The 25,905-nt window shown below is 41.2% G+C and carries 19 protein-coding genes and 3 pseudogenes; 15 read left to right on the top strand and 7 right to left on the bottom strand.

Translation table 11 applies throughout. From position 1 onward, the window contains the following. Positions 1–20 precede the first annotated feature (20 nt). Both WN948_RS08345 and WN948_RS08350 read right to left on the bottom strand, forming a co-directional pair. The gene (locus tag WN948_RS08345; protein WP_342303761.1) at positions 21–806 is read right to left on the bottom strand and encodes a winged helix-turn-helix domain-containing protein; all 786 of its coding nucleotides are present in this window, start codon (positions 804–806) and stop codon (positions 21–23) included. A gap of 33 nt (positions 807–839) precedes the next feature. Further along, positions 840–1,637: a winged helix-turn-helix domain-containing protein gene (locus tag WN948_RS08350; RefSeq protein ID WP_342303762.1), complete on the bottom strand. Its 798-nt coding sequence runs from the start codon at positions 1,635–1,637 to the stop codon at positions 840–842. Positions 1,638–2,126: 489 nt separating this feature from the next. On the opposite strand from WN948_RS08350, the gene WN948_RS08355 reads away from it, so the two are divergent. The 10 genes and pseudogenes from WN948_RS08355 (at position 2,127) to WN948_RS08400 (ending at position 11,920) form a co-directional block, all read left to right on the top strand. Then, on the top strand, positions 2,127–2,777 hold the full coding sequence (locus WN948_RS08355; RefSeq protein WP_342303763.1) for a methyltransferase cognate corrinoid protein: 651 nt from the start codon (positions 2,127–2,129) through the stop codon (positions 2,775–2,777). 12 nt (positions 2,778–2,789) lie between these two features. Beyond that, positions 2,790–4,166: pseudogene (locus WN948_RS08360) on the top strand (monomethylamine:corrinoid methyltransferase). Positions 4,167–4,383: 217 nt separating this feature from the next. Further along, the gene (locus WN948_RS08365; protein ID WP_342303764.1) at positions 4,384–5,775 is read left to right on the top strand and encodes an amino acid permease; all 1,392 of its coding nucleotides are present in this window, start codon (positions 4,384–4,386) and stop codon (positions 5,773–5,775) included. A 5-nt stretch (positions 5,776–5,780) separates the two neighbouring features. Next, a complete protein-coding gene (locus WN948_RS08370) occupies positions 5,781–6,044 on the top strand; it encodes a monomethylamine permease (RefSeq protein WP_342303765.1) in 264 nt (87 codons plus the stop codon). 10 nt (positions 6,045–6,054) lie between these two features. Beyond that, on the top strand, positions 6,055–6,300 hold the full coding sequence (locus WN948_RS08375; protein WP_342303766.1) for an AcrB/AcrD/AcrF family protein: 246 nt from the start codon (positions 6,055–6,057) through the stop codon (positions 6,298–6,300). A 93-nt stretch (positions 6,301–6,393) separates the two neighbouring features. Continuing rightward, on the top strand, positions 6,394–6,876 hold the full coding sequence (locus WN948_RS08380; protein WP_342303767.1) for a class II SORL domain-containing protein: 483 nt from the start codon (positions 6,394–6,396) through the stop codon (positions 6,874–6,876). Positions 6,877–6,913: 37 nt separating this feature from the next. Further along, positions 6,914–7,933: a methylcobamide:CoM methyltransferase MtbA gene (gene mtbA, locus WN948_RS08385; RefSeq protein ID WP_342303768.1), complete on the top strand. Its 1,020-nt coding sequence runs from the start codon at positions 6,914–6,916 to the stop codon at positions 7,931–7,933. 334 nt (positions 7,934–8,267) lie between these two features. Continuing rightward, complete coding sequence (gene mtbC / locus WN948_RS08390) at positions 8,268–8,897, top strand: dimethylamine corrinoid protein MtbC (protein WP_342303769.1); 630 nt, start codon at positions 8,268–8,270, stop codon at positions 8,895–8,897. Between the two features lie 14 nt (positions 8,898–8,911). Further along, a pseudogene (gene mtbB, locus WN948_RS08395) lies at positions 8,912–10,315 on the top strand ([dimethylamine--corrinoid protein] Co-methyltransferase). Between the two features lie 120 nt (positions 10,316–10,435). Next, complete coding sequence (locus tag WN948_RS08400) at positions 10,436–11,920, top strand: APC family permease (protein ID WP_342303770.1); 1,485 nt, start codon at positions 10,436–10,438, stop codon at positions 11,918–11,920. Positions 11,921–12,572: 652 nt separating this feature from the next. Here the strand turns inward: WN948_RS08400 and WN948_RS08405 are convergent. The 3 genes from WN948_RS08405 to WN948_RS08415 form a co-directional block, all read right to left on the bottom strand. Continuing rightward, positions 12,573–13,352, bottom strand: coding sequence for a winged helix-turn-helix domain-containing protein (locus WN948_RS08405; protein WP_342303771.1), 780 nt, complete (start codon positions 13,350–13,352; stop codon positions 12,573–12,575). Positions 13,353–13,419: 67 nt separating this feature from the next. Further along, a complete protein-coding gene (locus WN948_RS08410; protein ID WP_342303772.1) occupies positions 13,420–13,836 on the bottom strand; it encodes a response regulator in 417 nt (138 codons plus the stop codon). 19 nt (positions 13,837–13,855) lie between these two features. Beyond that, the gene (locus tag WN948_RS08415) at positions 13,856–15,883 is read right to left on the bottom strand and encodes a histidine kinase dimerization/phosphoacceptor domain -containing protein (RefSeq protein ID WP_342303773.1); all 2,028 of its coding nucleotides are present in this window, start codon (positions 15,881–15,883) and stop codon (positions 13,856–13,858) included. A gap of 319 nt (positions 15,884–16,202) precedes the next feature. Here WN948_RS08415 and WN948_RS08420 point away from each other — a divergent pair, with 319 nt between their 5' ends. From WN948_RS08420 to WN948_RS08435, 4 genes and pseudogenes are all read left to right on the top strand, one after another. Then, positions 16,203–16,859 (top strand): methyltransferase cognate corrinoid protein, encoded by a 657-nt coding sequence (locus tag WN948_RS08420; RefSeq protein ID WP_342303774.1) that lies wholly within the window; start codon positions 16,203–16,205, stop codon positions 16,857–16,859. A gap of 13 nt (positions 16,860–16,872) precedes the next feature. After that, a pseudogene (locus tag WN948_RS08425) lies at positions 16,873–18,249 on the top strand (monomethylamine:corrinoid methyltransferase). A 109-nt stretch (positions 18,250–18,358) separates the two neighbouring features. Further along, positions 18,359–19,378 carry a methylcobamide:CoM methyltransferase MtbA gene (mtbA, locus tag WN948_RS08430; RefSeq protein WP_342303775.1) on the top strand — a complete coding sequence of 340 codons (1,020 nt, stop codon included), beginning with the start codon at positions 18,359–18,361 and terminating at the stop codon, positions 19,376–19,378. 243 nt (positions 19,379–19,621) lie between these two features. After that, entirely contained in the window at positions 19,622–20,941 is a 1,320-nt protein-coding gene (locus WN948_RS08435; RefSeq protein ID WP_342303776.1) for a M18 family aminopeptidase, read from the top strand. A 497-nt stretch (positions 20,942–21,438) separates the two neighbouring features. Here the strand turns inward: WN948_RS08435 and WN948_RS08440 are convergent, their stop codons facing one another. Together WN948_RS08440 and WN948_RS08445 are read right to left on the bottom strand one after the other, a co-directional pair. Further along, positions 21,439–23,364 carry a hydantoinase/oxoprolinase family protein gene (locus WN948_RS08440; RefSeq protein ID WP_342303777.1) on the bottom strand — a complete coding sequence of 642 codons (1,926 nt, stop codon included), beginning with the start codon at positions 23,362–23,364 and terminating at the stop codon, positions 21,439–21,441. Continuing rightward, positions 23,365–25,320 carry a hydantoinase/oxoprolinase family protein gene (locus WN948_RS08445; protein ID WP_342303778.1) on the bottom strand — a complete coding sequence of 652 codons (1,956 nt, stop codon included), beginning with the start codon at positions 25,318–25,320 and terminating at the stop codon, positions 23,365–23,367. 42 nt (positions 25,321–25,362) lie between these two features. On the opposite strand from WN948_RS08445, the gene WN948_RS08450 reads away from it, so the two are divergent. Beyond that, a complete protein-coding gene (locus WN948_RS08450) occupies positions 25,363–25,569 on the top strand; it encodes a hypothetical protein (RefSeq protein WP_342303779.1) in 207 nt (68 codons plus the stop codon). Positions 25,570–25,905 lie beyond the last annotated feature (336 nt).

Raw genomic sequence — 25,905 nt, forward strand, 5'->3', positions numbered from 1 at the left:
TTGCTGCAGAATCAATTTCATCATACTTTGTGAATCTCATTTGCCATTTTTTGGTAATATCCGAACAGTTCCTCTCCCCATTTTCGAGATTTTTGGGAAAAACTCATGATATCTCTATGGTCATACATTCCTTTGTCATTGAAAAAACTGGCAGAAAATAAATTATCCGTAACTACAATTGGTGGAGGACACACTTCTTTTTCGTATAAGAACAAGTTTATATTTTCGAGATGTTGCATTTTTTTCAGTTCTTCCTGGCTGTCTTCGCGCAATCTTTCAAGTACAGCCTCAGTTAGAATGATTGATATTTCAGTTCCCTTTTCTGCAAGTTTATTGTAAAGTGACGGATACAATGGATGATATATTGAAAAAATAAAATGTACATGTTTTGAATTCATAAGATGTTCAGTAAATTCCCTTGTAGGTTCAAACATATCGTTCAATTCTGGCTCGGCTATTATAGAATCCTCTATTTCTCCGATACTTTCCAGCAGATGTCCCGGGATGGCATTCATGTCTCTTTTAACCCAGTAATCTGTATCTTTCCCAAAGAGATTCAAAATACCTTCTATTGGTTTTATGTTTTCTACGATAAGTTTCCCAATGTTTGATAGTTCATAAAATCCTTCAGGGTTACGGACCAGTCCTTCTTCTTTTAACTCCTTTAGTGGAAGTATTAAAGAACGCCAATCCACGTTAAACTCCTTCTTCATTTCATCGGGACTCTTTGGTCCGCTTAGTAATAATAATAATACTTTTCTTCTTTTTTCAGAAAACCAAACGATTTCAGTTAGTGATGATTCCATTATCTGACCCCCCTACCCCAAAGAACATGTCTCTTATTCAACCTCTGTTATTTGACAGAGCTTTTGTGAATTTATCCTGTAATAGTCGAACAGTTCATTACACCACTTTAAGGAACTCTCGTCAAAACTGATTATATCCCTGTGGTCATATCTCTCCTCCTCATTGAAAAGGCAAATATAACAAAACCAATCAGTCACTGTTACCATTGGTATTTTCGGGTTCTCTTTGCAAAGGAAAACAGTTATATTTGTTATTTTCATCAATTCATTGAATTGTTCAAAGTACTCTTTTTTTATTTTTTCCAAAGCTTTCTCTGAAACAAAAAGTGATATATTTGCTCCTGATCGGGCTGCTTCCAAATAAAGAGAAAGGAATGTTGGATGAAGATATGAAACAAAAGTCACAATAGATTTTGATTTAGGAATGTTATCAACAAATTCCCTGGGGAGCTCAAACATGTGGTTGATATCGGGTTCTATGAGGAAATAATGCCCAAGGTCATTTATTTTACTGAAAAGATGTGGAGGTATTGCATCAAAATTCCTGCTAGCCCAGAAATCTTTATTCTCTTCAACAATCCTTGATGTACAAAGAAATGGCAGCATACTCTTCACAATTGTTTTTCCTATAGTGGTCAAACTGAATTGGTCTTGTTCCTGCTTTATAAGGTTGTTATTCTTCAGTGTTTTCATTTGGGGCATTATGGATCTGGTTGTTATATTAAGTGATTTTTTTATTTGTTCGATGTCCCTTTCCCCTTCATATAATAGTAGCAATACATTCTTTCTTTTTTCAGAAAACCAAACAGTATTTATCAGTGACGTTTTCATACCCATCATCTTCCCCGTTTCTGCTGCAATAGTCCTATTTTCAGGGACTTTTGATTGTGAGTTTCCTTAAATCCATTGGTCAAAATCCTTGTTTAGTATGACAAATACATTTTTGCGTTCCCCTAATCACGTTTTAATCTAACCTTATATTAATTTAATTTATAGGTAAATTCACATTGATGTTTACAATTCACAAGATATGTGACAATTCACAAGGACTATGATAATTATGCCTCCTTTTTAATAATCAGTCAGAAACTGAAATCTTCATACCTATTTTAAAGTAATAATCGAGGAGCTATATACTGTAAATATTGAAAAATCGGGATGAATTATGCTATATGCTGTCAGTTAATTCTGTTACATGCAGTCGTTATCAATTGGATAACTTCTCTTAAGGCAGTTGTTTCTAAGAATAGTTGTACTGGTAGATGCAACTCTGTAAAAACAACTTCAAAAATAATATGAAAAATACAAAAGGTGGATTTAATGGGAAATCAGGAAATGTTAGACAAACTTAGAGACGCAATTGTGAATCAAGACATAAATGGTTGTGCAGGGATTACACAGGAAGCTCTGGATGCAGGTATCGGTCCTGTTGAAGCGATAGAAGGCGGCCTTTCAGTAGGCATGAAGATTATAGGAGATAAATTTGAAGCAGCCGAGATCTACCTTCCACAGATCATGATGTCTGCAAAGGCAATGAACGCTGCAATGGAGATTCTTACTCCTTTACTTGCAGATGCAAAGGCTGGAGAAGGAGTGGGAACAGCCATCACTTTTGTACAGGAAGGAGATATTCATGATATCGGTCACCGCCTTGTAACAACAATGCTCGGTGCAAATGGTTTCAAGATAGTTGACCTTGGTGTGGACGTACCAAATGATGACATCATGGATGAGATCAAAAAGCTCGAGGGTAGCAAAGTACTCCTTGTAGGTTCTGCACTCATGACTACATCTATGCTGGGTCAGAAAGACACCGTTGAAGCTCTTGTAGAAGAAAATCTCAGGAATTCTGTAAAGATCATGTTCGGTGGTGCACCAGTTTCAGATGGCTGGATCGCAGAGATCGGTGCAGATGCAACAGCAGAGAATGCAGCAGATGCAGCTCGTGTAGCATTAGATATTATGAAATAAGGGGGATATAATATGACATTTTCAAGATCATTAGATTGTTATGAATTCTACGAGCGTGCAAAGAAAGGTACAAAGATGACCCAGGATGACTGGGACCTCATGACCATTCCTATGAAGTCAATGGAGCTCAAGCAGAAATATAACCTTGATTTCAAAGGAGAATTCATTCCAACAGACAAGGACATGATGGAAAACCTGTTCAAAGCAGGTTTTGAAATGCTTCTTGACTGTGGTATATACTGTACCGATACAAGTCGTGTAGTAAAATATACTGAGGATGAGATATGGGACGCTATCAACAACGTCCAGAAAGAATTTGTTCTCGGAACTGGCAGAGACGCAGTAAATGTCAGAAAAAGAAGTGTCGGTGACAAGAGAAAACCAATAATACAGGGTGGTCCAACAGGTTCCCCAATTTCTGAAGACGTTTTCATGCCTGTTCACATGAGTTACGCTCTTGAGAAAGAAGTCGACACTATTGTTGATGGTGTTATTATGTCTGTTCGTGGAAAGCCAACAATTCCAAAGAGCCCTTACGAGATCCTGGCTGCCAAGACAGAGACAAGACTTATCAAGGCTGCAACTGCAATGGCCGGAAGGCCAGGCATGGGCATATAGGGACCAGAGACTTCCCTGTCCGCTCAGGGAAATATCGCTTCAGACTGTGCCGGTGGCCAGACATGCAGCGACAGTCACGAAGTATCTCAGCTCAATGAGCTTAAGATCGACCTTGATGCTATCAGTGTAATTGCACATTATCAAGCTAACAGTGACATCATCATGGATGAACAGATGCCTATCTTTGGTGGATATGCCGGTGGCATAGAAGAAACCACAATTGTCGACATCGCAACCCACATCAATGCATTTGTAATGAGCAATGCAAGCTGGCATCTTGACGGTCCGGTCCACATCCGCTGGGGATCCACAAACACTCGTGAGACCCTCCAGATCGCAGGATGGGCATGTGCAACGATCTCAGAATTCACTGACATGCTCTCCGGTAACCAGTACTATCCATGTGCAGGTCCATGTACCGAGATGTGTCTGCTTGAAGCATCCGCACAGTCTATGACCGACACAGCATCTGGCCGTGAGATCCTCTCCGGTGTTGCATCTGCAAAGGGTGTTGTCCAGGACAAGACCACAGGTATGGAAGCAAGGATGATGGGAGAAGTCGCAAGAGCAACTGCAGGCATGGACATTGGAGAGGTCAACAAGATCCTTGACAACCTTGTAAAGCTCTACGAGAACGACTATGCAAATGCACCAGCTGGTAAGACATTCCAGGAATGTTACGATGTTGCTACCGTAACACCAACCGATGAATATGTGAAGGTCTACGACGGCGCACGCAAGAAGCTCGAAGAGCTTGGACTTGTATTCTAAGCTACTTGGAACAGTTTGCCAGCGAAAGCTATCGCTGGCATTTTTTTTATCTAAATAAGTAATGAATAATCATGTAGAATATACTAAAAAGGAGGTTTTCCAATGGACACTTATTGGACGATCATTAACGGAGTAATATACTTACTAGCCTTCGCATTGATTGCATGGGTATTGCTTGATGCGAGCAAAACATCCAAAAAATTAAAGAGGTGATGATTTGACCGACGAAGTAACAGAATCACCTGGACTTGTCAAGACTCTAAAACCTTATCACGTATGGGCTTTGGGAGTGGGGATAGTTCTTGTAGGTGAATTTATGGGGTGGAATTTCACTGTGGCAAAGGGAGGTATCCTGGGTTCATTGCTTGCAATGCTTGTTGCAGGAACAATGTACGTGATAATTGCTTTGTGTGCAAGTGAACTGGGATCCGCTACAAAATTGGCGGGAGGTCCTTATGATTGGGCACGTTTGTTTATCGGACCTGGTGCAGCAGCGAGTGTAGGTCTTGCTGTATACATGGAATATATAGCCCTGGAAGCTGCGGATGCTATTGTTGTTGCATTCATAGCGCAGGAGGTATTCCCCGAATTGCAAGTATTCCCTGTGACATTATTAGTAATAGCGACACTTACATTTATCAATTATAGAGGTGTGGTGGCTGCGCTCACGCTTAACTTCTTCATGACAGCTATAGCTTTCCTTGCTATTATAGCGTTCTTCTTCTCAGGAACATTCGGTGTATTTGAGCTTCATCCGGAATACCTTTTCCAGGGAGCTATGCCAAATGGCCTTATAGGTCTGTTTGCAGCTTTGCAGTTCGGTCCATGGTTCTTCCTGGGTATAGAAGGAGCAGCGATGTGTGCAGAAGAATGTAAACATCCTTCAAGAGCAGTACCTCTTGGACAACAGGCAGGAATGATCACACTACTTGTCGGAGCTGCGATGACACTCTTTATATGTGCAAGTCTGCTCCCTTCCAGTATACCTGCAGAAGGTCTTGGAGTTTCAGTCTATCCATTGTTTGAGGCTGCACAGTCAAGTGGTGTGTATGTACTGATAGCTCTGTTGGCGCTTGGAACTTTGCTTACTTGTGTTTCCAGTGCAAACGGATGTGTTTGTGATTCCTCAAGATCATGGTTTGCTCTTTCAAGGGATCATTTTGTGTCAAATTGGTTCTCTTCCGTACATCCAAAATATCAGACACCTTACAAAGCAGTAATTTTCACAATGCCTATCGCAATAGCCTTTGCATTCAGTGGTTATCTGGACCAGGTCATTACCTTCTCCATTGTATCCGGATTGCTTTGCTATGTATTGATACCATTTGCTCTGCTACGTTTCAGAAAGATGTTCCCGACACATATTAACAAGGTACGTCCTTTCGTGAGTCCCCTACAACCATGGATATCTTACTTTGCAATGGCAATAGCTATTGTTATCATGTCCACACTATTCTGGGGATACAGATACAACCTCATCTTTGCTCTGGCTTTCTATCTGATAGCATACTTCTACTTCCACAACAGGCACAAGAACTTCCAGAAAACTTTGGATTGGGGCGAGGAAATGGGTTGGCCAAACCCAAGTCATCATGCTGAAAAGGAGTGATATGAATGGTTGGAGTTAGCGAAACAAAATATAATGCAGCATTCGCAAAGGACACATATTTGATAGTAGGTGCAATAGCACTGTTGATAGTTGTGCAGGGTTATGTAGTCTTTACTATACTATCCGCAGCAGGTTCAGCGGTCTCTCCTGCAATCAGAGGAATCTATGTTGTGTTCTTTGTACTGGTAGTGGGAATTGAAACAATGGGTTACTGGCAGGTACGTCACTCAATTAAGCAACACATGTTCGATTTCAAATACTATGACTGAGGTGGGCAATATGGATGAAAACACACAGAAACAGAGTGCACTGAGGGAGGCATTTGATATTGTATTTATATTCATACTTGCCTTTGTCTGTCTTGTGGTACCAACACAAATTCAGGGTTCAGTGCTTGTTGGATGGACAGAGACAGGTGCTATCCAATTCCTATGGGATCCGATAGGCTATTTCAGCTTGCTGGGAGGGATAATTCTATTCTTCGTAGTTATGCTGTACCACTCGGTAAGCCACTATAAGTTTTAGAGGGGTATGTCAGTGGGAGCACTGACATTTACTTTTTTTAAACGGAGAAGCCTATTTGTAAAACAGATAAATATCAGATGACAGGTGAAATTTATGAAATCAGATATCAATGTTCAACGAGCAAAAGATAATGAAAATCTCACTGACATGGAAAAAAAGCATATTCCAGTCATTGAAGCTCCTGCAGAGGTAATAGCAGGTGAGCCTTTTGAGGTGAAAGTTACGATTGGTAGTATTCCTCATGTGATGGAAGAAGACCATTACATACAATGGATAGAGTTACATATAAATGGTGATTTTGTCGAGAAAAAAGAATTGAAAGTAACAGACGGAAAAGCTGAGGCAACTTTTACGGTGGTTGGAACTGAAGAGATGATCTCCGCACGTGAGATAATGAACTGCAGAATTCATGGATTTGGTGTATGTGGTACATGTGGTGTACGATCAGCAATTGTAATCCTAAGGGCGATCGAAGGTTGTAATGTACATGGTCTATGGGAAGGTTCAACGGGAATTGAAATAACTTCTGCGACTTCAAAACCTGGAAAAAAGTGTGGATGGGGTCCAGAATTGTAATTCTGGATTTCAATTTTATTTTTAGGAGTTTAATATAATGGCAGAATATACACCAAAAAAAAGATTAGCACGTGCATTAACCGGTCAGCCTGTTGACAGGATGCCTGCTGTTTCCGTAACACAAACAGGAACAGTAGAACAGATGGAAGCCTGTGGCGCTTTCTGGCCCGAAGCAAACAGTGATGCGCAAAAGATGGCAACCCTTGCCGAAGCAGGGCATACAGTCGTAGGATTTGAAGCAGTACGTGTTCCTTTTGACATCACCGCAGAAGCTGAGTTCTTCGGCTGTGAGATCAAGGATGGTACTCAGGAACAGCAACCATCAGTTGTCGGTCATGTTGTAAGTAATATAGAGGACATTGCAAAACTCGAAGGCTATAACCTTGACCACGGAAGAATTGGTGTTGTATGTGATGCGATCAAGATTCTCGCAGACAAATATGGTGATGAACTTCCTATAATGGGCAGTATGATCGGTCCTTTCTCTCTTGCTCAGCATATCAATGGTGACGATTGGTTCATGGCTATCTTCACAAACGAGGAATTCGGTCTTGCACTTATGGAGTTCACAACCGAGTTCAATGTTGCATATGCAAAGAAGATGGTAGAGAACGGTGCAGACACCATGGTCATCATTGACCCTACGGCAAGTGCCCAGCTTATTGGTGCTGAGTTCTACGAGAAGTTTGTAGTGCCTTATCACAAGAAGATCTGTGATGCTATGCGCGAGCTTAACGTTGCTACGGTACTGCACATCTGTGGTGACACGACCCAGGGTCTTGTACTTATGGAATCATCCGGTGTGGATGGTATCAGTATTGACCAGAATGTAGATGTTGCAACTGCTGTGGGTCTGGTTGGAAAGTCAGTCATAGTTGGAAACCTTGACCCGGTGAACATGCTCTGGAACAAGACACTTGAGGAGATCAAGAAAGAGTCAGAGAAGGTTCTGGACGCAGAAGTAGGATTGCTGGCTCCAGGATGCGGTATAGTAAGTAAGACTCCAACCGAGAATCTCCAGGCAATGGTGGAGATGGCAAAGAGTCATAATTATTGATATTGATTTGCTTCTCCGGGTCAAATCCTTCATGTGACTAGTCATCATCTTTCCACCCGGAGAAATTATTTTTTGTTATTTACAATATTTTTATTATTCTTAGTTTAATTGTTTTAATGATGACCTAAGATTACAACGCCGTTGTAATACTATCAAAGCAATAGATTATTTTCGTGAGGGTAGTGAATTCAAACACAGTAAGCACATTTGATTGAGTTTATGATATATACATTTTCTTCTTATGCTTTACTATAACTGATTGCTCTTCAAGTTTCATGTTCTATACCAACTGAAGGCAAAAAGTGATGGAGGTATTATTATTAGTAAAGAAGAAATGTTCAAAGAATTATCAGATGCAGTTATCACATGCAAGAATGATGTTGTAACAGCAGCTGTAGAGAAAGCAAGAAATGAAGGTATTTCAGCTCCTGAAATTATCGAAAAAGGTCTTGCAGCAGGAATGAATGAAGTTGGTATCCGTTTTGAGAGAGGTAAGATGTTCCTTCCTCACGTAATGATGGCTGCAGGCGCAATGGAAGCAGGTGTCGCTCTCCTTGAAGCAGATATGCCAGCAGATGCTGCAAGCAAGAAGCTCGGTGTTATAGTAAACGGTACTGTCGAAGGCGACGTCCATGACATTGGCAAGTCCATTGTCTCAACCATGCTTCAATCAGCAGGTTTTGAAGTCCACGATATCGGCAGAGATGTTCCTCTTCAGAATTTCATTGACAAGATCAAAGAAACCAACGCAAACATGGTAGGAATGTCTGCGCTTATGACAACCACTCTCGGTGCCCAGAAAGAAGTCATTGAGATGCTCAAGGAGAATGGTCTTAGAGATGGTATCAAGGTAATGGTCGGCGGTGCTCCAGCAACAGAAGCATGGGCTGAAAAGATCGGTGCAGACTGCTATGCAGAGAATGCCAGTGAAGCTGTTATAAAAGCTAAGGAACTCCTGCTTTAAATGAGGTGATTTTTATGGCAACAGAATATAAACTTAGAATGGGAGACGGAAAGCGTATTTTCATGACAAAGGAGCAGATCATTGCTGACCTTAAAGCAGGTATGGCAGATGCTGCAGACCTTGGTGAGATCCCTAACCTTAGTGAAGATGAGATCGACAAGCTCGTAGATATCATCACAATGCCTTCCAGAATGGTTGGTGTCGAACAAGGTATGGAAGTCCCAGTGACCCACGATATCGGAACCATCAGAATTGACGGTGACCAGGGTAACAGTGGTGTAGGTATTCCATCCAGCAGACTCGTTGGTGCAATGATGCACGAGAGAGCATTCGGTGCTGACACAATGGAATTAGGTCACATCGACTACAGTTACAAACCTGTAAAACCTGTAATCTCACAGGAAATGCAGACAATGGAAGTTTGCCAGCAGAACATGGTAGTTCCTTTGCTTTACGGTGCAATGCCAAATCTTGGTCTTTACTACACACCTGACGGTCCTTTCGAGAACCCAGGCGACCTTATGAAGGCTTTCAAGATCAAGGAAGCACAGGGATCCATGGAACATGCTGCTGAGCATGGTACAAGGGACATGATCTGGATCATGCAGAAACTCATGGCATCCGGTGCAGATGGTGTTAACTTCGATACTATCGGTGCTGCAGGAGATGGTGACATGTTCGCATCCCTCAACGCTATTGAGGCATTGAGAAAACAGTATCCTGACATCTATATTGAAGCAGGTATGGCAGGAGAGCTTTTGCTCGGTCTTCACGGTGAACTGGAATATGACGGTACTGTACTCGCAGGTCTGTGGCCACACCAGCAGGCACCACTTGCAGCAAAGGCTGGTGCAAATGTCTTTGGTCCTGTATGTAACACAAATACCAGCAAATCATCTGCATGGAACCTTGGAAGAGCTGTTAACTTCATGAAGGCAGCTGTTAAAGCTTCCCCTATCCCTTGCCATGTGAACATGGGAATGGGTGTAGGCAGTATTCCAATGTTCGAGACTCCAACAATTGATGCAGTTTCAAGAGCAAGCAAGGCGATGGTCGAAGTCGCCGGCGTGGATGGAATATAGATAGGGGTCGGCGACCCGATGGGTATGCCGATCTCCCACATAATGACTTCCGGAATGAGCGGAATCAGAGCTGCTGGTGACCTTGTTGCAAGGATGCAGCTTTCAAAGAGCATGAGAATTGGAGAAGCAAAGGACTTCGTTGCCAAGAAGCTGGACGTTACTACAGATGATCTCAGTGACGAATATGTAATGAGAGAACTGAGAGAAGAACTTGGTATTGGTGTAATCACTTCAGTTGCAGGTGCTCCAAAAGGAATCGCAGCAAAGATGAACATCGAGAAACTTCTTGGAATTGACATCAACTGCTGTGACAAATTCAGAGGACAGTTGAAGTAAATGGGGTTTATGCTGCCTTATCAACCAGTGGTTGATAAGGCAGCATAAATGGCATCTGCAATTTTCTTTTTTTGGGAGTTGCAGGTGTCACATTTTACCTAAAAAAAGGGGTGATAATAAATGGAGAAAAAAGAAGGAATAGACTGGCATCATGCAGAGCAGTGTTCTAAAGTGGTCTGTGACACCGGGGACGACAGTGGGCTTGAGAGGTCTATCGATTGGAAACAGGGTCTTGCAATTGCTGTAGGTGTACCTCTGTTGATCTTGCCATCAATTGGATACTTTGCTGGTTATCTGTGGTCAGCTGCTATTATTGTCTGGGGTCTTTCCGTATTCCAGGGATTCATGCAGAATCTGGCTTATGGTGAACTTGCAACAACTTTCCCGAAGGCATCTGGTCTTCCTGGATTTGCACAGAATGTTTTCAAAACACCTAATTTCAAAGGAAAATATGACAAAAGCAAGCTTGTAGGTGGATTCAGTGCATGGAGTTACTGGTTTGCCTGGAATCCCGTACTTGCTATCTTTGCTATCCTTGTAGGTTTTTACTTGCACAGCCTTTTCCCTGTACTTGCCAGCACTTTCAGTGAATATCAGCTTTCATTAGTTGCAGGTATTATTATATTCGGAGGTCTTATACTTATTAATTATCGTGGTGTTTCAAGTGGTGCAGTGGTAGGTTATATTCTCGCAGCACTTGCATTTATTCCACTGATTATAATTGCAGTGGTACCTTATATTACAGGTGATTTTGTAATGGCAAATATCACAAGCACCTGGTTGCCAACTGACTGGGTATGGGACCTTCATCATATTCTTATCTTGCTAGGTATTTTTGCAATGGCACAGTGGAGTGCATGTGCATGGGAAACAGCAGCTATCTATGGTCCTGAATACAAAAACCCAGGTAAAGATGTACCAAAAGCACTTTTCACCTGTGGTGCAATCTGTCTTCTGGCATTTGTAATCGTACAGATGACAGTTACCGGTGTACTCGGTATCGATGGTATTGCCAATGCACCAATCGATCCTATGCTTCCTGTTGCACAGGCAGCTCTCGGTGACATGGGTTCAACGGTTGCTATTGTAATGCTTATTGCAGCAATGGTCCTTATCATCCAGACCGCTTACCTTGGTTCTGCAAGAGCAATGCACTCAATGGCAGTTGAAGGAAATCTTCCAAGAGTATTCGGTAAAGTGAATGCCCATGGTACTCCTATACTGGCAATGGTCGTTATCGGTGTCTTTAACCTGGGACTTATTTCAATGGGTACTCCAACAGCTATCCTTGCAGCATCCGCTATAGGATATGTTTGTGCAAACGGTATCAGTCTCTTTGCATATGTAAAGGCAAAATCAGACCCGCATCTTGCAGGTCTTGACAGGCCTTTCAAGGCACCAGGTGGCTGGAAGAATGTTTCACTAATGTTTGGTCTATTCAACCTTCCTCTCTGTCTGATCGGTATCATTTATCTTAACAGTGTCGAAGGAAGCTGGTTCTCTACTGGTGTTGGAATTCTTGTACTGGCTTTGTATGTACCTATGTGGTATTATTCACAACATGAAAATCATGTTGCGAAGCAGGTGGAACCGCAGAGTGTATAAAATCAGAAAATCGTGGCAGTGGCATTGAAAAGTTCACTGCAATATTTTTTTAATTCGCATAACCTCCAATTATGCAAAGTAGTTAATTTGGCAGTTGCTAAGAAACAGTAGCAAGCTGCCAGATACTTTTTAGTTATTATGGAACTCATTTTAAAACTTAAAATACTATTTCTTAAATGATTGTGCTAAGGGTTTGCCTGGAGTTCAGATAACTCTCTGATGAACAATGGAAATATATTATACGTTTTTTGCCACCATAACCAATAACTGGAAGAAAGAGAACTGATGGCCGTAAGTTAATCACTGGTTTCCTCTTTGTTCTGATAACTGGCTGTAGATAAAGCCATGCCGGATCATTATGCTTCAAACTTAGCGTATGAGATGATTAAAGAGGCGGTATAAGGAAGGTATTTAGAATCCGATCATAGAATAGTGTGATTCCACGATATCAAAAAGGCGAAATTTTAATGGACACTGTGCATGTTGATATCAGTTCCATCGAAACTAAAAAGAGGAGAGGACACGGCTTATAGCGGCCACAAGAAATGAAAAGGAATAAAGATCCATGCGTGTGAAATCCATGAAGTTTTTCCTTTGAGGATTCAATAGCTTCTGGAAAAAGTACAATCCATTTTTTTAATTATATTCGTTTTTAAGAGATATTTTCCGCTTTATCTTTGAAATAAGAGAATAGTTCCTTGCTCCATTGCAGTGCATTGCTGTCAAAGCTCATCAGGATGGTATGATCATATTGTCCCTGTTTATTAAAGAAACAGAGAAACAGGAATCTATCAGTACTAACTAACGTTGCCAGACCAGTGTTCTCATTTGACACAAGCATCTCAGTATTTTCAAAGCTCATGAATTTCCTGACGTCTTCTGAATAATCTTTTTCCATTCTTTCATGGACAGAGTTTGTTGTTACCAGGGAAAAATCGATTCCCTTTTCAGCAAGACTTGAATAAAGGGCTGGGTACTCAGGATGGAAATAAGCGTTAAAAGCCATAACATAAGTAGATTTACTTATGTTTTCAGTAAATTCTTTAGGAAATTCAAAAAGGTAGTTAAGGTCAGGCTCAATGATAACACAGTTTCCAAGTTCACCGAATCTCTTAAGCATAGATTCAGGAATGCCGTTGAGATCACGATTCAACCAATAGTTACTGTTCTCTTCAAAAACATCTACTGCACTTAAAAGAGGCAGCATGTTTGCTACCAGAACTTTCCCCATATTGGTTAAGATATAATAATCTACATTCTGAATGACAAGACCATGTTCCTTGAGTTTCTTGATCTGGGGAATAAGGGCTGTGGAAGTAACGTTAAGACTTGTTTTTATCTCTTCGCGGCTTTTTTCTCCTTCCATCAAGAGAAGCAGAACATTTTTCCGTTTTTCCGAATTGAGGATTATGTCTATTAGTGAACCATTCATTCATACCAACTGTTCTGATTTTATTGCAATAGTGTCTGAATTTTATGAATATCGTTATTCAAAGATTTCATATGCTGTTACTACATACTTTTTCTTGCGCACTCTTTTCTGTTTTATGTCTGTAAAGTGCAATTTCGATGTTACTGCGTAAATCATCTGCTTTGAATGGTTTCACGATGTATCCGTAAGGCTCAGTTTTTTTTGCTTTTTCAAGAACTTCATCATCCGAATATGCAGTAAGATATATCACCGGAATATCGAAATTCTTACGGATCTTCTCAGCAGTTTCTACCCCATCCATGTCCCCCTTAAGTCTTACATCCATTAATATGAGGTCAGGAAATGTTATCTCTGCCATCTTTATAGCTTCTTCCCCTGTTGCAACTATAGCCGGTACAGTATATCCAAAACTTTTCAGCTTCTTTTTTATATTAAGACCAATGATTCCTTCGTCTTCTACCACAAGAATTTTCACATCTTCCATGATTTCACCTGAATTTTTATCATTTTAAAATTATCCTGAATTCCGTGCCTTTGCTTCGATCAAGTTCAATTATGCCATCTATCTGGGATGTCAGGGTGGTGACCAGTTGCAATCCCAGAGAATCTGTCTCTTTGAAATTGATGTTTTCCGGGAAGCCGGTTCCATTGTCCCCTACGATCAAGGTCAACTTTCTGTCTTCAAGGCTCAGATTAACATATATTTCCCTTTCTTTTTCCTGCTTGAAAGCATGCTTGAATGAATTCGAAACAAGTTCATTTACTATCATACCAAGGGGAATGGCAGTATCCATATCAAGGAAAGTGGGGTCAACATTCATTTTAATTTTAATGTATTCTTTATTGACCGCGTATGAATATGACAGCTCATTAACAAGTTTCATAAGATAATCGGAAAAGTCTATGCTTTCCATGTCCTGCGATCTGTAAAGTTCCTCATGCACCAAAGCCATTGATACCACACGGTTCTGGCTTTCCTTGAAAGCCTCGATAACCTCTTCATCTTTGAATTTATCGGATTCAAGGTCAAGCAAACTTGAAATGACCTGAAGGTTATTCTTTATACGATGATGGATCTCTTTTTTCCTTATTTCCTCTATCTTTCCGCGTTCATCTATCATCTCTGATAGAGTTGCCCTTGTTTTTTCGATTCCCTCTGTCAGGATAAGGAAATCACCTTCTCCATATACCCTTACAGTTCTCGAAAAATCATTTTGTTGTATTTTAGTAAGCACCTGGTTGGAGTCTTTTATTATTGTTTCAAGTAATAAGGCAAAGTTATCCAGTGTATTTGCAAGTTGCCTGAATTCCCCATGGACATTTAAGTGAGATCTTTCACCAAGTTCCCCCTTAGCAAGTGCATTTGTAAGTCTTACAGTATCACGAATAGGTGTTATTACTGCATCCAGGATTTCATTGAGGCCTATAGGAATCTCTTTGAAATCACTTTCAACATCTGTTTCAGCCCTTGAGTCGAGATTTCCCCTGACTGCATCTTTTGATATATTCTTAAAATCATTAACTATGTTTTTTATGGGTCTTGTAAAGGACAATGCTATCAAATAAGAGATAGCGGCCATGAAAATTACGGCTGCAAAGGATATTTGTAAAAGCTTGTTACTAAGGGTGTTCACACCTGCAAACATCTCATCCTTTGGAATAACCAGAACAAATGAAAAATTGCCTGTTCTTATTGGCTCGTAAAACATTACTACATTTTTCCCGGTAATGGGGTCAACAGTTTCAACGTGGCCGTTCATCCCCTTTCCGATGTCATATCCAATTTTTGAAAAGTCCTCATTTCCAAAATCATAAAGCGTTTTTTTCCCAATCCACTCTTTATTCGTAGGGTGTGAGACCAGGATACCAGTATTACCTGTCATGAAAGCATATCCTGTATCAAATGCTTTTACTTCGCTGATTGCTTCATCCAGATAATTCAGGGAAACATCCACCCCCCCTATCCCAATGAATTCATTATCTTTCATTATCGGCGAAACATAACTCACAATGAAGACACCTTCGTAATAATAGGGTTCTGTTAATATTTCTGTCTCTGTCTTTTTTGGCAGTTGATAGTAATCCAGTGTTTCATAATTCAGAAGGGGATCAAGTGTTATAGGTCCGTTTATTTTGTTCCAGTAAGGAATGAACCTTCCAGTGGAATCATGTCCCTGGGAATTCATATATAATATATCATTACCATCAAAGGCATCTGGTTCATAAGCAACATATGTACCAAGTAATTGAGGATGTTCTACCAGAAGATTGTAAAGCATATTATTTGCTTCTTCCCTGTTCATGGAATCATAGCTACTCATGCTCACAGCTATGGTTTCCGCAATGGCACGGTTAGTTTCCATATCACCATTGAAGTCATTAGCGTAGTTCCTGGCCATCTCGATAGATTGCTTGTAGGCAAGTTCTTCTTCCTGATCAGTTACAGTAGAAATGGTCATTGCAGTACTTGCTGCAAGTACAAGCAAGGTACCTGTGACTATATACAGAATAAGTTTGAATTTCAGTGACATATTTTTCAATTTGTTTTGTAAAATCTGTAATTTATTTGGCATTGCATTTATCCGCAATGTTTTATTGTGTTAACAATAGGTTAGACGCATTATACTTTAAAATATGCGCTTGTTAAGATTACAATAGCTTTGAAGTAATACAATAACGTTGTAATCGTTTTCATTGAAGCTAATGTTTTTTCTGTTTAACAAGTTCAGAATCAATAGCAGTATTTTGCTGAGTTTATGATTTATATCGCTTTTTCTTATTGACTATATTCTTTGTTCATCTCTGTACTTTCAAAAAAGAGGAATAAAGAAACGTTGGAGGAGGCAAAATATGTCAAACCAGGAAATGTTAGACAAACTCAGAGATATAATCGTTACCCAGAACATCAGCGGCTGTGCAGCAGCTACCCAGGAAGCTCTCGACGGCGGACTCACTGCAGTTGAGATCATCAATGGCGGTCTTTCAGTAGGTATGAAGATCATAGGAGATAAATTTGAAGCAGCAGAAGTATACCTTCCACAGATCATGATGTCTGCAAAGGCAATGAATGCTGCAATGGAAATTTTAGTTCCTATACTTGCAGAAGAAAAGGGAGCAGATGATGAAGGTGTAGGTCTTGCTATCACTTACGTACAGGAAGGCGACATTCATGATATCGGTCACCGCCTTGTAACAACAATGCTTGGTGCAAACGGCTTTAGGATCCTTGATATGGGAGTAGATGTTCCAAATGACAAGATTGTCGAAGAAGTTGCAAAGAACAAGGGCAAGAAGGTCATCCTCGTAGGCTCAGCACTTATGACAACATCCATGCTTGGTCAGAAGGACACAGTAGAGATGCTCACTGAAGAAGGCCTCAGAGACTCTGTAAAGATCATGTTCGGTGGTGCACCAGTTTCAGATGGCTGGATCGCAGAGATCGGAGCAGATGCAACAGCAGAAAATGCAGCAGATGCAGCTCGTGTAGCTCTTGACATAATGAAATAAGGAGGCATATATTATGACATTTTCAAGATCAATGGATTGTTTTGAATTCTACGAGCGTGCAAAGAAAGGTACCAAGATGTCCCAAGACGACTGGGACCTTATGACCATTCCTATGAAGTCAATGGAGCTCAAGCAAAAATATAACCTTGACTTCAAGAACGAATTCGTCCCAACCGACAAGGACATGATGGAAAACCTGTTCAAAGCAGGTTTTGAAATGCTTCTTGACTGTGGTATATTCTGTACCGACACAAGTCGTGTAGTAAAATATACTGAGGATGAGATCTGGGACGCTATCAACAATGTCCAGAAGGAATTCACACTCGGAACCGGCAGAGACGCAGTAAACGTCAGAAAAAGAAGTGTTGGTGACAAGAGAAAGCCAATAATACAGGGTGGTCCAACTGGTTCCCCTATTTCTGAAGACGTTTTCATGCCTGTTCACATGAGTTACGCTCTTGAGAAAGAAGTCGACACTATTGTTGATGGTGTCATTATGTCTGTTCGTGGAAGGCCAACAATTCCAAAGAGTCCTTATGAGATCCTGGCTGCCAAGACCGAGACAAGGCTTATCAAGGCTGCAGCTGCAATGGCCGGAAGGCCAGGCATGGGCATATAGGGACCAGAGACTTCCCTGTCCGCTCAGGGAAATATCGCTTCAGACTGTGCCGGTGGCCAGGTCTGCAGTGACAGTCACGAAGTATCACAGCTCAATGAGCTTAAGATCGACCTTGACGCTATCAGTGTGATGGCACACTATCAGGGTAACAGTGACATTATCATGGATGAACAGATGCCTATCTTTGGTGGATATGCCGGTGGCATAGAAGAAACCACAATTGTCGACATCGCAACCCACATCAATGCATTTGTAATGAGCAATGCAAGCTGGCATCTTGACGGTCCGGTCCACATCCGCTGGGGATCCACAAACACTCGTGAGACCCTCCAGATCGCAGGATGGGCATGTGCAACGATCTCAGAATTCACTGACATGCTCTCCGGTAACCAGTACTATCCATGTGCAGGTCCATGTACCGAGATGTGTCTGCTTGAAGCATCCGCACAGTCTATGACCGACACAGCATCTGGCCGTGAGATCCTCTCCGGTGTTGCATCTGCAAAGGGTGTTGTCCAGGACAAGACCACGGGTATGGAAGCAAGGATGATGGGAGAAGTCGCAAGAGCAACTTCAGGCATGGATATTGGAGAGGTCAACAAGATTCTCGACAATCTTGTAAAACTCTACGAGAACGACTATGCAACTGCACCAGGTGGCAAGACATTCCAGGAATGTTACGATGTTGCAACCGTAACACCAACCGATGAGTATGTCAAAGTCTACGACGGCGCACGTAAAAAGCTCGAAGAGCTTGGACTTGTATTCTAAGTCCAAGATCCACGTGATAAATTAGTTTATCACTTCCCTAGTAGCCAGTGATTTATCACCGCTGGCTCCCCTTTTTTATTTTTAATTTTATTTTTAGGAGTTTAATACAATGGTAGAATATACACCAAAAGAAAGATTAGCACGTGCATTGACCGGTCAGCCAGTTGACAGGATGCCCGCAGTATCCGTAACCCAGACCGGAACAGTAGATCAGATGGAAGCCTGTGGCGCTGCCTGGCCTGAAGCAAACTATGACGCTCAAAAGATGGCAACACTTGCCGAAGCAGGTCACACCGTAGTAGGCTTTGAAGCTGTACGCGTGCCTTTCGATATCACCGCAGAAGCTGAGTTCTTTGGCTGTGAGATCAAAGATGGTACAGAGGTACAGCAGCCATCCGTGATTGGTCACGTTGTAAGTAGTATGGAAGACATCGAAAAGCTCAAAGGCTACACACTTGACAACGGCAGGATTAATGTCGTATGTGATGCTATCAAGATCCTTGCAGACAAATATGGAGACGAACTCCCTATTATGGGTAGTATGATCGGTCCTTTCTCCCTTGCTCAGCACATCAATGGTGACGAGTGGTTCATGGCTATTATGACAAAGGAAGAATTTGGTCTTGCGCTCATGGAATTCACAACTGAGTTCAGTGTTGCGTATGCAAAGAAGATGGTAGAGAGCGGTGCAGACACAATGGTCATCATTGACCCAACTGCAAGTCCACAGCTTATCGGTAACGAGTTCTACGAGAAGTTCGTGGTACCTTTCCACAAGAAGGTCTGTGATGCTATGCGTGAGCTTAATGTTCCAACAGTACTGCACGTATGTGGTGACACAACCCAGGGTCTTGGAGTCATGGAAACATGTGGTGTGGATGGTATAAGTGTTGACCAGAACGTAGATGCTGCAACAGCTGTCGGAAATGTGAAAAATGCTGTCATCGTTGGTAACCTCGATCCTGTTAACATGCTCTGGAACAGGACACCTGAGGAGATCAAGGAAGAGTCACAGAAGGTTCTGGATGCAGGAATTGGTCTGCTGGCTCCTGGATGCGGTATTGTGAGCAAGACTCCAACCGAGAACCTCCAGGCAATGGTGGAGATGGCAAAGAGCCACAAATATTGATATCGATATTAATTTTTTACCTCCGGGTCAAATCATTCACGTGAGTAGTCATCACTTTTCCCGGGATTCTTTCTCTTTTTATTATAAAGTTACAACATTAAGTATCCTGAGAATCTCTTATCTACTATGGTGCTAAAAACAAAAGATAAAAGATCTTGTCATTACGTGATATCTCACACAATGAAACGCTATGTAGAAAACTAGGTTCAAAGCCCGTTGCAAAAATGAATTCGCATGGGCATCATGAGAAAGATGGTAAATATGGTAAATATGGATTATATCAGTGATTTTTTTGGATTTATGAAAAAAGCGACGACAGCAGTTCAGACAGTAGATGCCATAAGGGAGCGTCTGGATGCTGAAGGTTTTTTGGAATTGAATATGAATGAGCCGTGGACATTGAATGCTTCAGGGAAATACTATCTGACACCTTATCCTTCCATGTTGCTGGGCTTTACTATTGGAAGCGGTCAATATCTGACAACAGGTGTGAAGATGATTGTTGCGCATACGGATAATCCCGGGTTCAGGATAAAACCCAGTCCTGAGATGAACAGTGAAGGAATGTTGACATTGAATGTGGAACGCTACGGCGGACCTATTCTGAATACATGGTTTGACCGTCCTTTATCTATCGCCGGAAGGATAGCGGTGAAGTCCGATGAGGTGTTGAAGCCTAAAGTCATTCATCTGGATTTTCAAAAACCGATACTTACCATTCCTAATCTGGCCATCCACATGAACCGCGAGGTCAATAAAGGTGTGGAAATTAAAGTGCAAAAAGAAATGCAACCTCTCTTAACCCAGTTGATCGAAGATGAGATCAAGGACAATTATCTGTTGGATCTGGTCGCGGAGGAAGTTGGAGTCGATCGTGAGAATATTCTGGACATGGACCTGAGTATCTATTGCAGTGAAGAAGGTATGTTGGTGGGAGTCAGAGAGGAATTCATCTCTTGTCCGAGAATCGATGATCTGTCCATGGTGTATGCTGCTATGGAAGCTCTTGTAGGATCAAAGCATAAAAATGGAATCAATATGGTGGCATTCATGGACAATGAAGAGATAGGTTCCATGACCAAACAAGGTGCTGACTCCTTGATGCTGAGAACTATTTTGGAAAGAATCCATATATCAACGGCGAAAACGGAACAGCAGTTCACCCGTCAATTGATGGACACCTTTGTGATCTCAGCTGATGGCGCTCATGGATTGCATCCCAATTACGGTGAAATGAATGATATTACCAACAAGCCTGTAATGAACAAAGGGATGACCATCAAGATTAGTGGCAATCGTTCCTATGCATCGGAAGTTGAAACTATTGCAGCTTTTCAGCAACTGTGTGACAAGGCCGGTGTGAAATATCAAAAATTTGTAAATCATTCGGATCAACCGGGAGGAACGACCTTGGGTCCATTGCTCAGCAAATATATACCTGTTCACGTGGTGGATGCGGGATTGCCGATGTTGGCAATGCATTCAACCAGGGAGCTGATGGGCAAAAAGGACTTCCTGGATTCCATCGAGATATTCAAGACATTTTTCCAATTGGAGGAATGATACAAAAAAGCCGTTTATTTCTCCGGGCTGAATCCTTCTGATGAATTGTAGCTTTTCCCGGAGAATGTTTTTATTTTTCCTGTCACTCATTTTTTCTGTGGAGAACTGAATATGAGAAAGTTCAATGGAATATCATGTACACTAAAAGGGTGTAAGGTTTAGTAAATCCAATTAAAATCTGAGATAAGACATTAAAAGAAAACAAAAAAGATTTCGTCATTATGTGACTTTGCACATAATGAAACACAGATTGGCGGAAACCCCGGGAATTTAACCCGACTGAACGGATTTAGAGTCCATTCGATCAACCTGATCTGATTTCCATGATGATTGGAGTTTTGTATCCACTTCTAAGTGTGAATTAATACTATTTATATTTTACGTACAATGGTATATGCAAAATATGATAATTGTTGCTTGTTGCCGCTTAATAACATTTTATCATCCAGTTAAACGCAAATTATATAGTAAAGGAAAAATGAAGGCTGATGCCTTTTTCATTTTTCCGCTTGTGGAATTCCTGTTCCAAGGAACATGAGTTTTGTTTCAACAGGAGCTCCGCCTTTTTCCATCATTGTGATGTCTTCTCTCTTGATTTCGATACTTACATCTTCTGCTTTGATACCCGAGTTTTCCATATAATCAAGTATTAGCTTATTCCCACGCTCCGTAGCGTATTCGATAGCTTCTGAGTAAAGTGAGAACTCCTTTCTTTCCATTGGAGAGAACACCAGAATAGTCCTCTTCGTTTTCTGGTAGAATGACTTGATAAGTATCTCTACGGTCTTGACACCTTTTCCAACAAGTGCTCCCACTGCATTTCCCACATCTGCATGTTCGGGAACTATAATAGTTGCATCTATCAGCTTGTTAAGTTCTTCCACATAGGCATGCACAGGTCCTCCAAGTAAGACCACCGGTACATTCACTTTGAATTGCGAGAAGAACTCGCCGCGGATTATTTTTTCTATCTCTGATTTTTCAACACCTTTGAACATGAAACTCATAAGGTCCAGTGCCATGTTGATGGCCACTTCTTTTTTGATGTGGATGCAAAGCTCATTTTCGTCCATGGTTGTAAGCCTTGCAAGTATCTTTGCACCTGTAAGTGAGGCTTCCCGGCTCCATATTGTGTACTCTCCAAGCACATGCAGTACATCTGTAGGGGTAAATCCGATGGCCTGGACAAGCCTTTTTTGTATCAATGCATCTATCTGGTCTGCAGATATCGGAGTTTTCATATTCCAGAAGATATCATTAATTGAAACAGGTTCCGTCCCTATTGTTCCAAGAAGCTTTTTTTCAAATTCACTAAGGTTTGGTGCTTCTTTTCCTGTTCTTACAAAGAATTTTGTGGGCTGGATATTCTCTGCAAGAGGAACCCTTGAAGGTGTTCTGCCTGATTTGAGTTGTTCCATGAACCCGGGATATTTTACAGCAGCAAGGCAGAGTGGTATCACCCTGCGAGGTCCGATATTGATATTGCGGTTCTTTATCCATATATGGCTATCTCCACCCATTGCGGAAGTTTCCATACGTATGGCTTTGACTTTTGTGTGCCATCCACCTACCACGGCTCCTGTATCAACAAGTTCGGGTAGACCGTTGTGATTTAGCGAAACATCGGTGCTTGTCCCGCCTACATCAATAACAGCACATGTATCGTTTTTAGAGAGGAAGGATGCTCCCATCAGGCTGGCAGCAGGTCCAGAAAATATTGATTCTATTGGTCTTTCCATGGCTTCATGGATTCCGATGACCGAGCCGTCACATTTGAGCATCATTAATTTTGCATCGATTCCTCTTTTTTCAATATCGGTAATAATAGCATTTATGAATTGGTCCGCTATGGGGAGAAGTTGAGCATTAAGGTATGCAGTAACACCCCTTTCATAGGCTCCAAGATCCTGCGACAGTTCATGACCGCAGACTACCGGAAGGCCTGTAAGTTCGGTTATTAGTTTCTTTACTTTTAGTTCATGGTCAGGGTTTCGAATACTGAAATATGAGGAAATAGCAAATGCGGACACTCTGTCTTTCATTTTCAGGGCATATTCTTTGACAGCTTCAATATCAAGCACTTCGTCTTCGGTTCCTACTACATTGTGTCCTCCATTCACTACAACATAGTCAGTGATAGGCATATTTGCAGGCAGGGTGTGTTTTCCTATAAGGATAAGAGCTACAGGATACCCTGTTTTCTCAAGTATTGTATTGGTGGCAAGAGTTGTGGATACTGATACAAGTTTAATGTCATTCAGGTATTTGCTGTTCAGTCCGTCCATTGCATTCTCTATACCGGTCAGCAGATCAGGATAGGTTGTGAGTGCCTTGTTCGAGTCGATAACTGTTCTGTCCTCATTCCTGATTATCACTGCATCAGTGTAAGTTCCACCGGCATCGATTCCCAGACTATATTGCATTTAATCTACCTCCATTGTTGCCCTATTCTTCCTTGCCTGACCTGTACCCGAAAAAGCGAGTCTTGTTTCCACAGGAAGTCCTCCTTCGTGTGTAATAATATCATTTCGATGCATATCAATGTTTACTCCATCGTTGTCCATTCCTGAATTGATCATATACTTCATGATGAGTTTGGTTCCCATCTCTTCTCCAAATTCCAGAGCTTCGTGGTATGATGAGACCTCTTCCCTTCCTCCAGGGAAAAAAACCACAAAAGATGATGTTTTCAGATTATATTTTGACTCTGTGTAATTTGCTTTTATCAGCACTTCAAGTTTTTTGGAGCCTTTTCCTGCAACCGCACCGACAGCATTTCCAACACTACAATTATCTGGTACAATTATCTGTGCATCTATGAATCTGGCAAGCTCTTTTGAATAGGCACCGACAGGCCCCCCAAGCAGAACAACAGGCAGTTCTACCTTAAATCTTGCAAAGAATTTACCCATAAGGACTTTTTCGATCTCTTCTTTACTGATGCCCTCAAGTAGAAAAGAAATTAGATTCAATGCCATGTTCCTGGCTACATCCTCTTTTATTTGCAGACAAAGCTCGTCCTCATCAATTCCGGCAAGTGTAGCCAGTATACTTGCTCCAAGTAAAGATGCATCTTTGTTCCACTGCGTATATTCTTGAAGAACATGCAGGGCGTCGGTGGGAGTAAATCCAATGGTTTTGATAAGCCTCTTTTGTATCAACAGGTCAAGTGTTCCTGGATTTGGAAGCCTGTTCTCATTCCAGTATATTTCACTGACAGTCAGTGGCCTATCTCCAATCCTTGATAGTAGCTCTTTTTCTGCAGAACTGATATCTGAAGCTTCAAGTCCTGACCTGATGAAGAACTTAGTAGGCTGCAGGTTCTCACCGATCTGGTTACGTAAGATTACCTGGTTTTGTTTGAGCTTTTCAACGATCTCAGGATATTCCACAGCAGCTAAGCAGAGTGGTATAACCCTTCTTGGGCCAATACTGATGACATGGTTCCTCACCCACACATGACTGTCTCCACCCATTGCAGATGTTTCCATACGTATTGCTTTGACTTTTGTCTGCCAGCCCCCGACAACAGCACCTGCTTCGCTAAGTTGTGGTATTCCACGATATATCAGTGAAACGTCTGTACTTGTTCCTCCTACATCTATGACGGCGCAATCTTCATTTCCTGAAAGATATGCTGCTCCCACAAGACTTGCTGCAGGCCCCGAAAACACTGATTCGATCGGTTTTTTCAAAGCTTCATTGATAGCTACCACAGATCCATCACATTTGAGCATCATTATTTTTGCGTCTATATTTCTTCTTTTAATCTCAGAAGTGACTGATTCCATGAACTGACTGGCTATGGGGATCAATTGCGCATTCAAATAGGCTGTGATACCTCTTTCGTATGCTCCAAGGTCCTGTGACAATTCATGTCCGCAAACTACCGGAAGGCCTGTAAGTTCGGTTATTAGTTTCTTGATCTTCAATTCATGTTCAGGATTGCGTACGCTGAAATATGATGAGATTGCAAAAGCAGAGACTTTGTTTTTGATGCTGAGAACAAAGTTTCGTGCAGAATCCAGGTCAAGGGGGCATACTTCATTTCCTGCACTGTTATGCCCTCCTTTTACAAGAACAAAATTTTCTATCTTTGCTCTGTTTGGAATGTCTGCATCATTAACAAGGATTAGTCCTACTGGATAACCAGTCTTCTCCAGAACGCTGTTAGTTGCCAGAGTAGTTGATACTGATACATAGTGAACGTTTTCAAGATAGTGTGGGTCCAGTTGATCCAAAGTGTTCCTGATACCTATTAACAGGTCGGGATAAGTTGTAAGAGATTTGTTGGATTTTACTATGCTCCCATCGGAATCCCTGATTATCGCAACATCAGTGTAGGTGCCTCCGGCATCTATTCCAAGACTGTAATGCATCAGAAGTCCTCCAGGGAACTTTCAGCATTTAGGATATTATTCTTGAAAACAGTAGATGTGGTCTTTAAGGGTAGGGTACCCATAAAACTAAAAATTTCAATATATGTTGTTTTTGATAAAGTCATTTATAACCCTCAAAAAACGGATTGGTTTGTAGAAATATTTGCTCCTTTCTGTTTTAGTGGAGGTAAAACAAAGGAGCAATTGAAAGAGGTAGAATTTCTACAGAGATCATCTGCCAGGATATAGACCCAATTTAAATCAAGGCAACTTGTTTAATCTCCATTTCCTATTATAGCATATCTCCTATTTATATTTTTGCATTAAGCTGAATCTGTATAGCAACTTATGCATGACATGAATACATCTTCTGATATTGTTTATGCTTATGCTCCTCTGGCACATTGTTTTTAAAATTAAGAAGAAAGATATATATGCATAAAAAACAACATGATAAATTGGGTGTGACTTTGTTCAGGATTGAAACTAAAACAGTATGCATATATATATTTTGTGAGTAGGTGCATGAACTTTCATTTGAAAATAAGCATTATATGCCTTTTTTTAGTGAATGATTGCATTTTT

It is taken from the genome of Methanolobus sp. ZRKC5 (genome assembly GCF_038446525.1).
GTDB lineage: Archaea > Halobacteriota > Methanosarcinia > Methanosarcinales > Methanosarcinaceae > Methanolobus.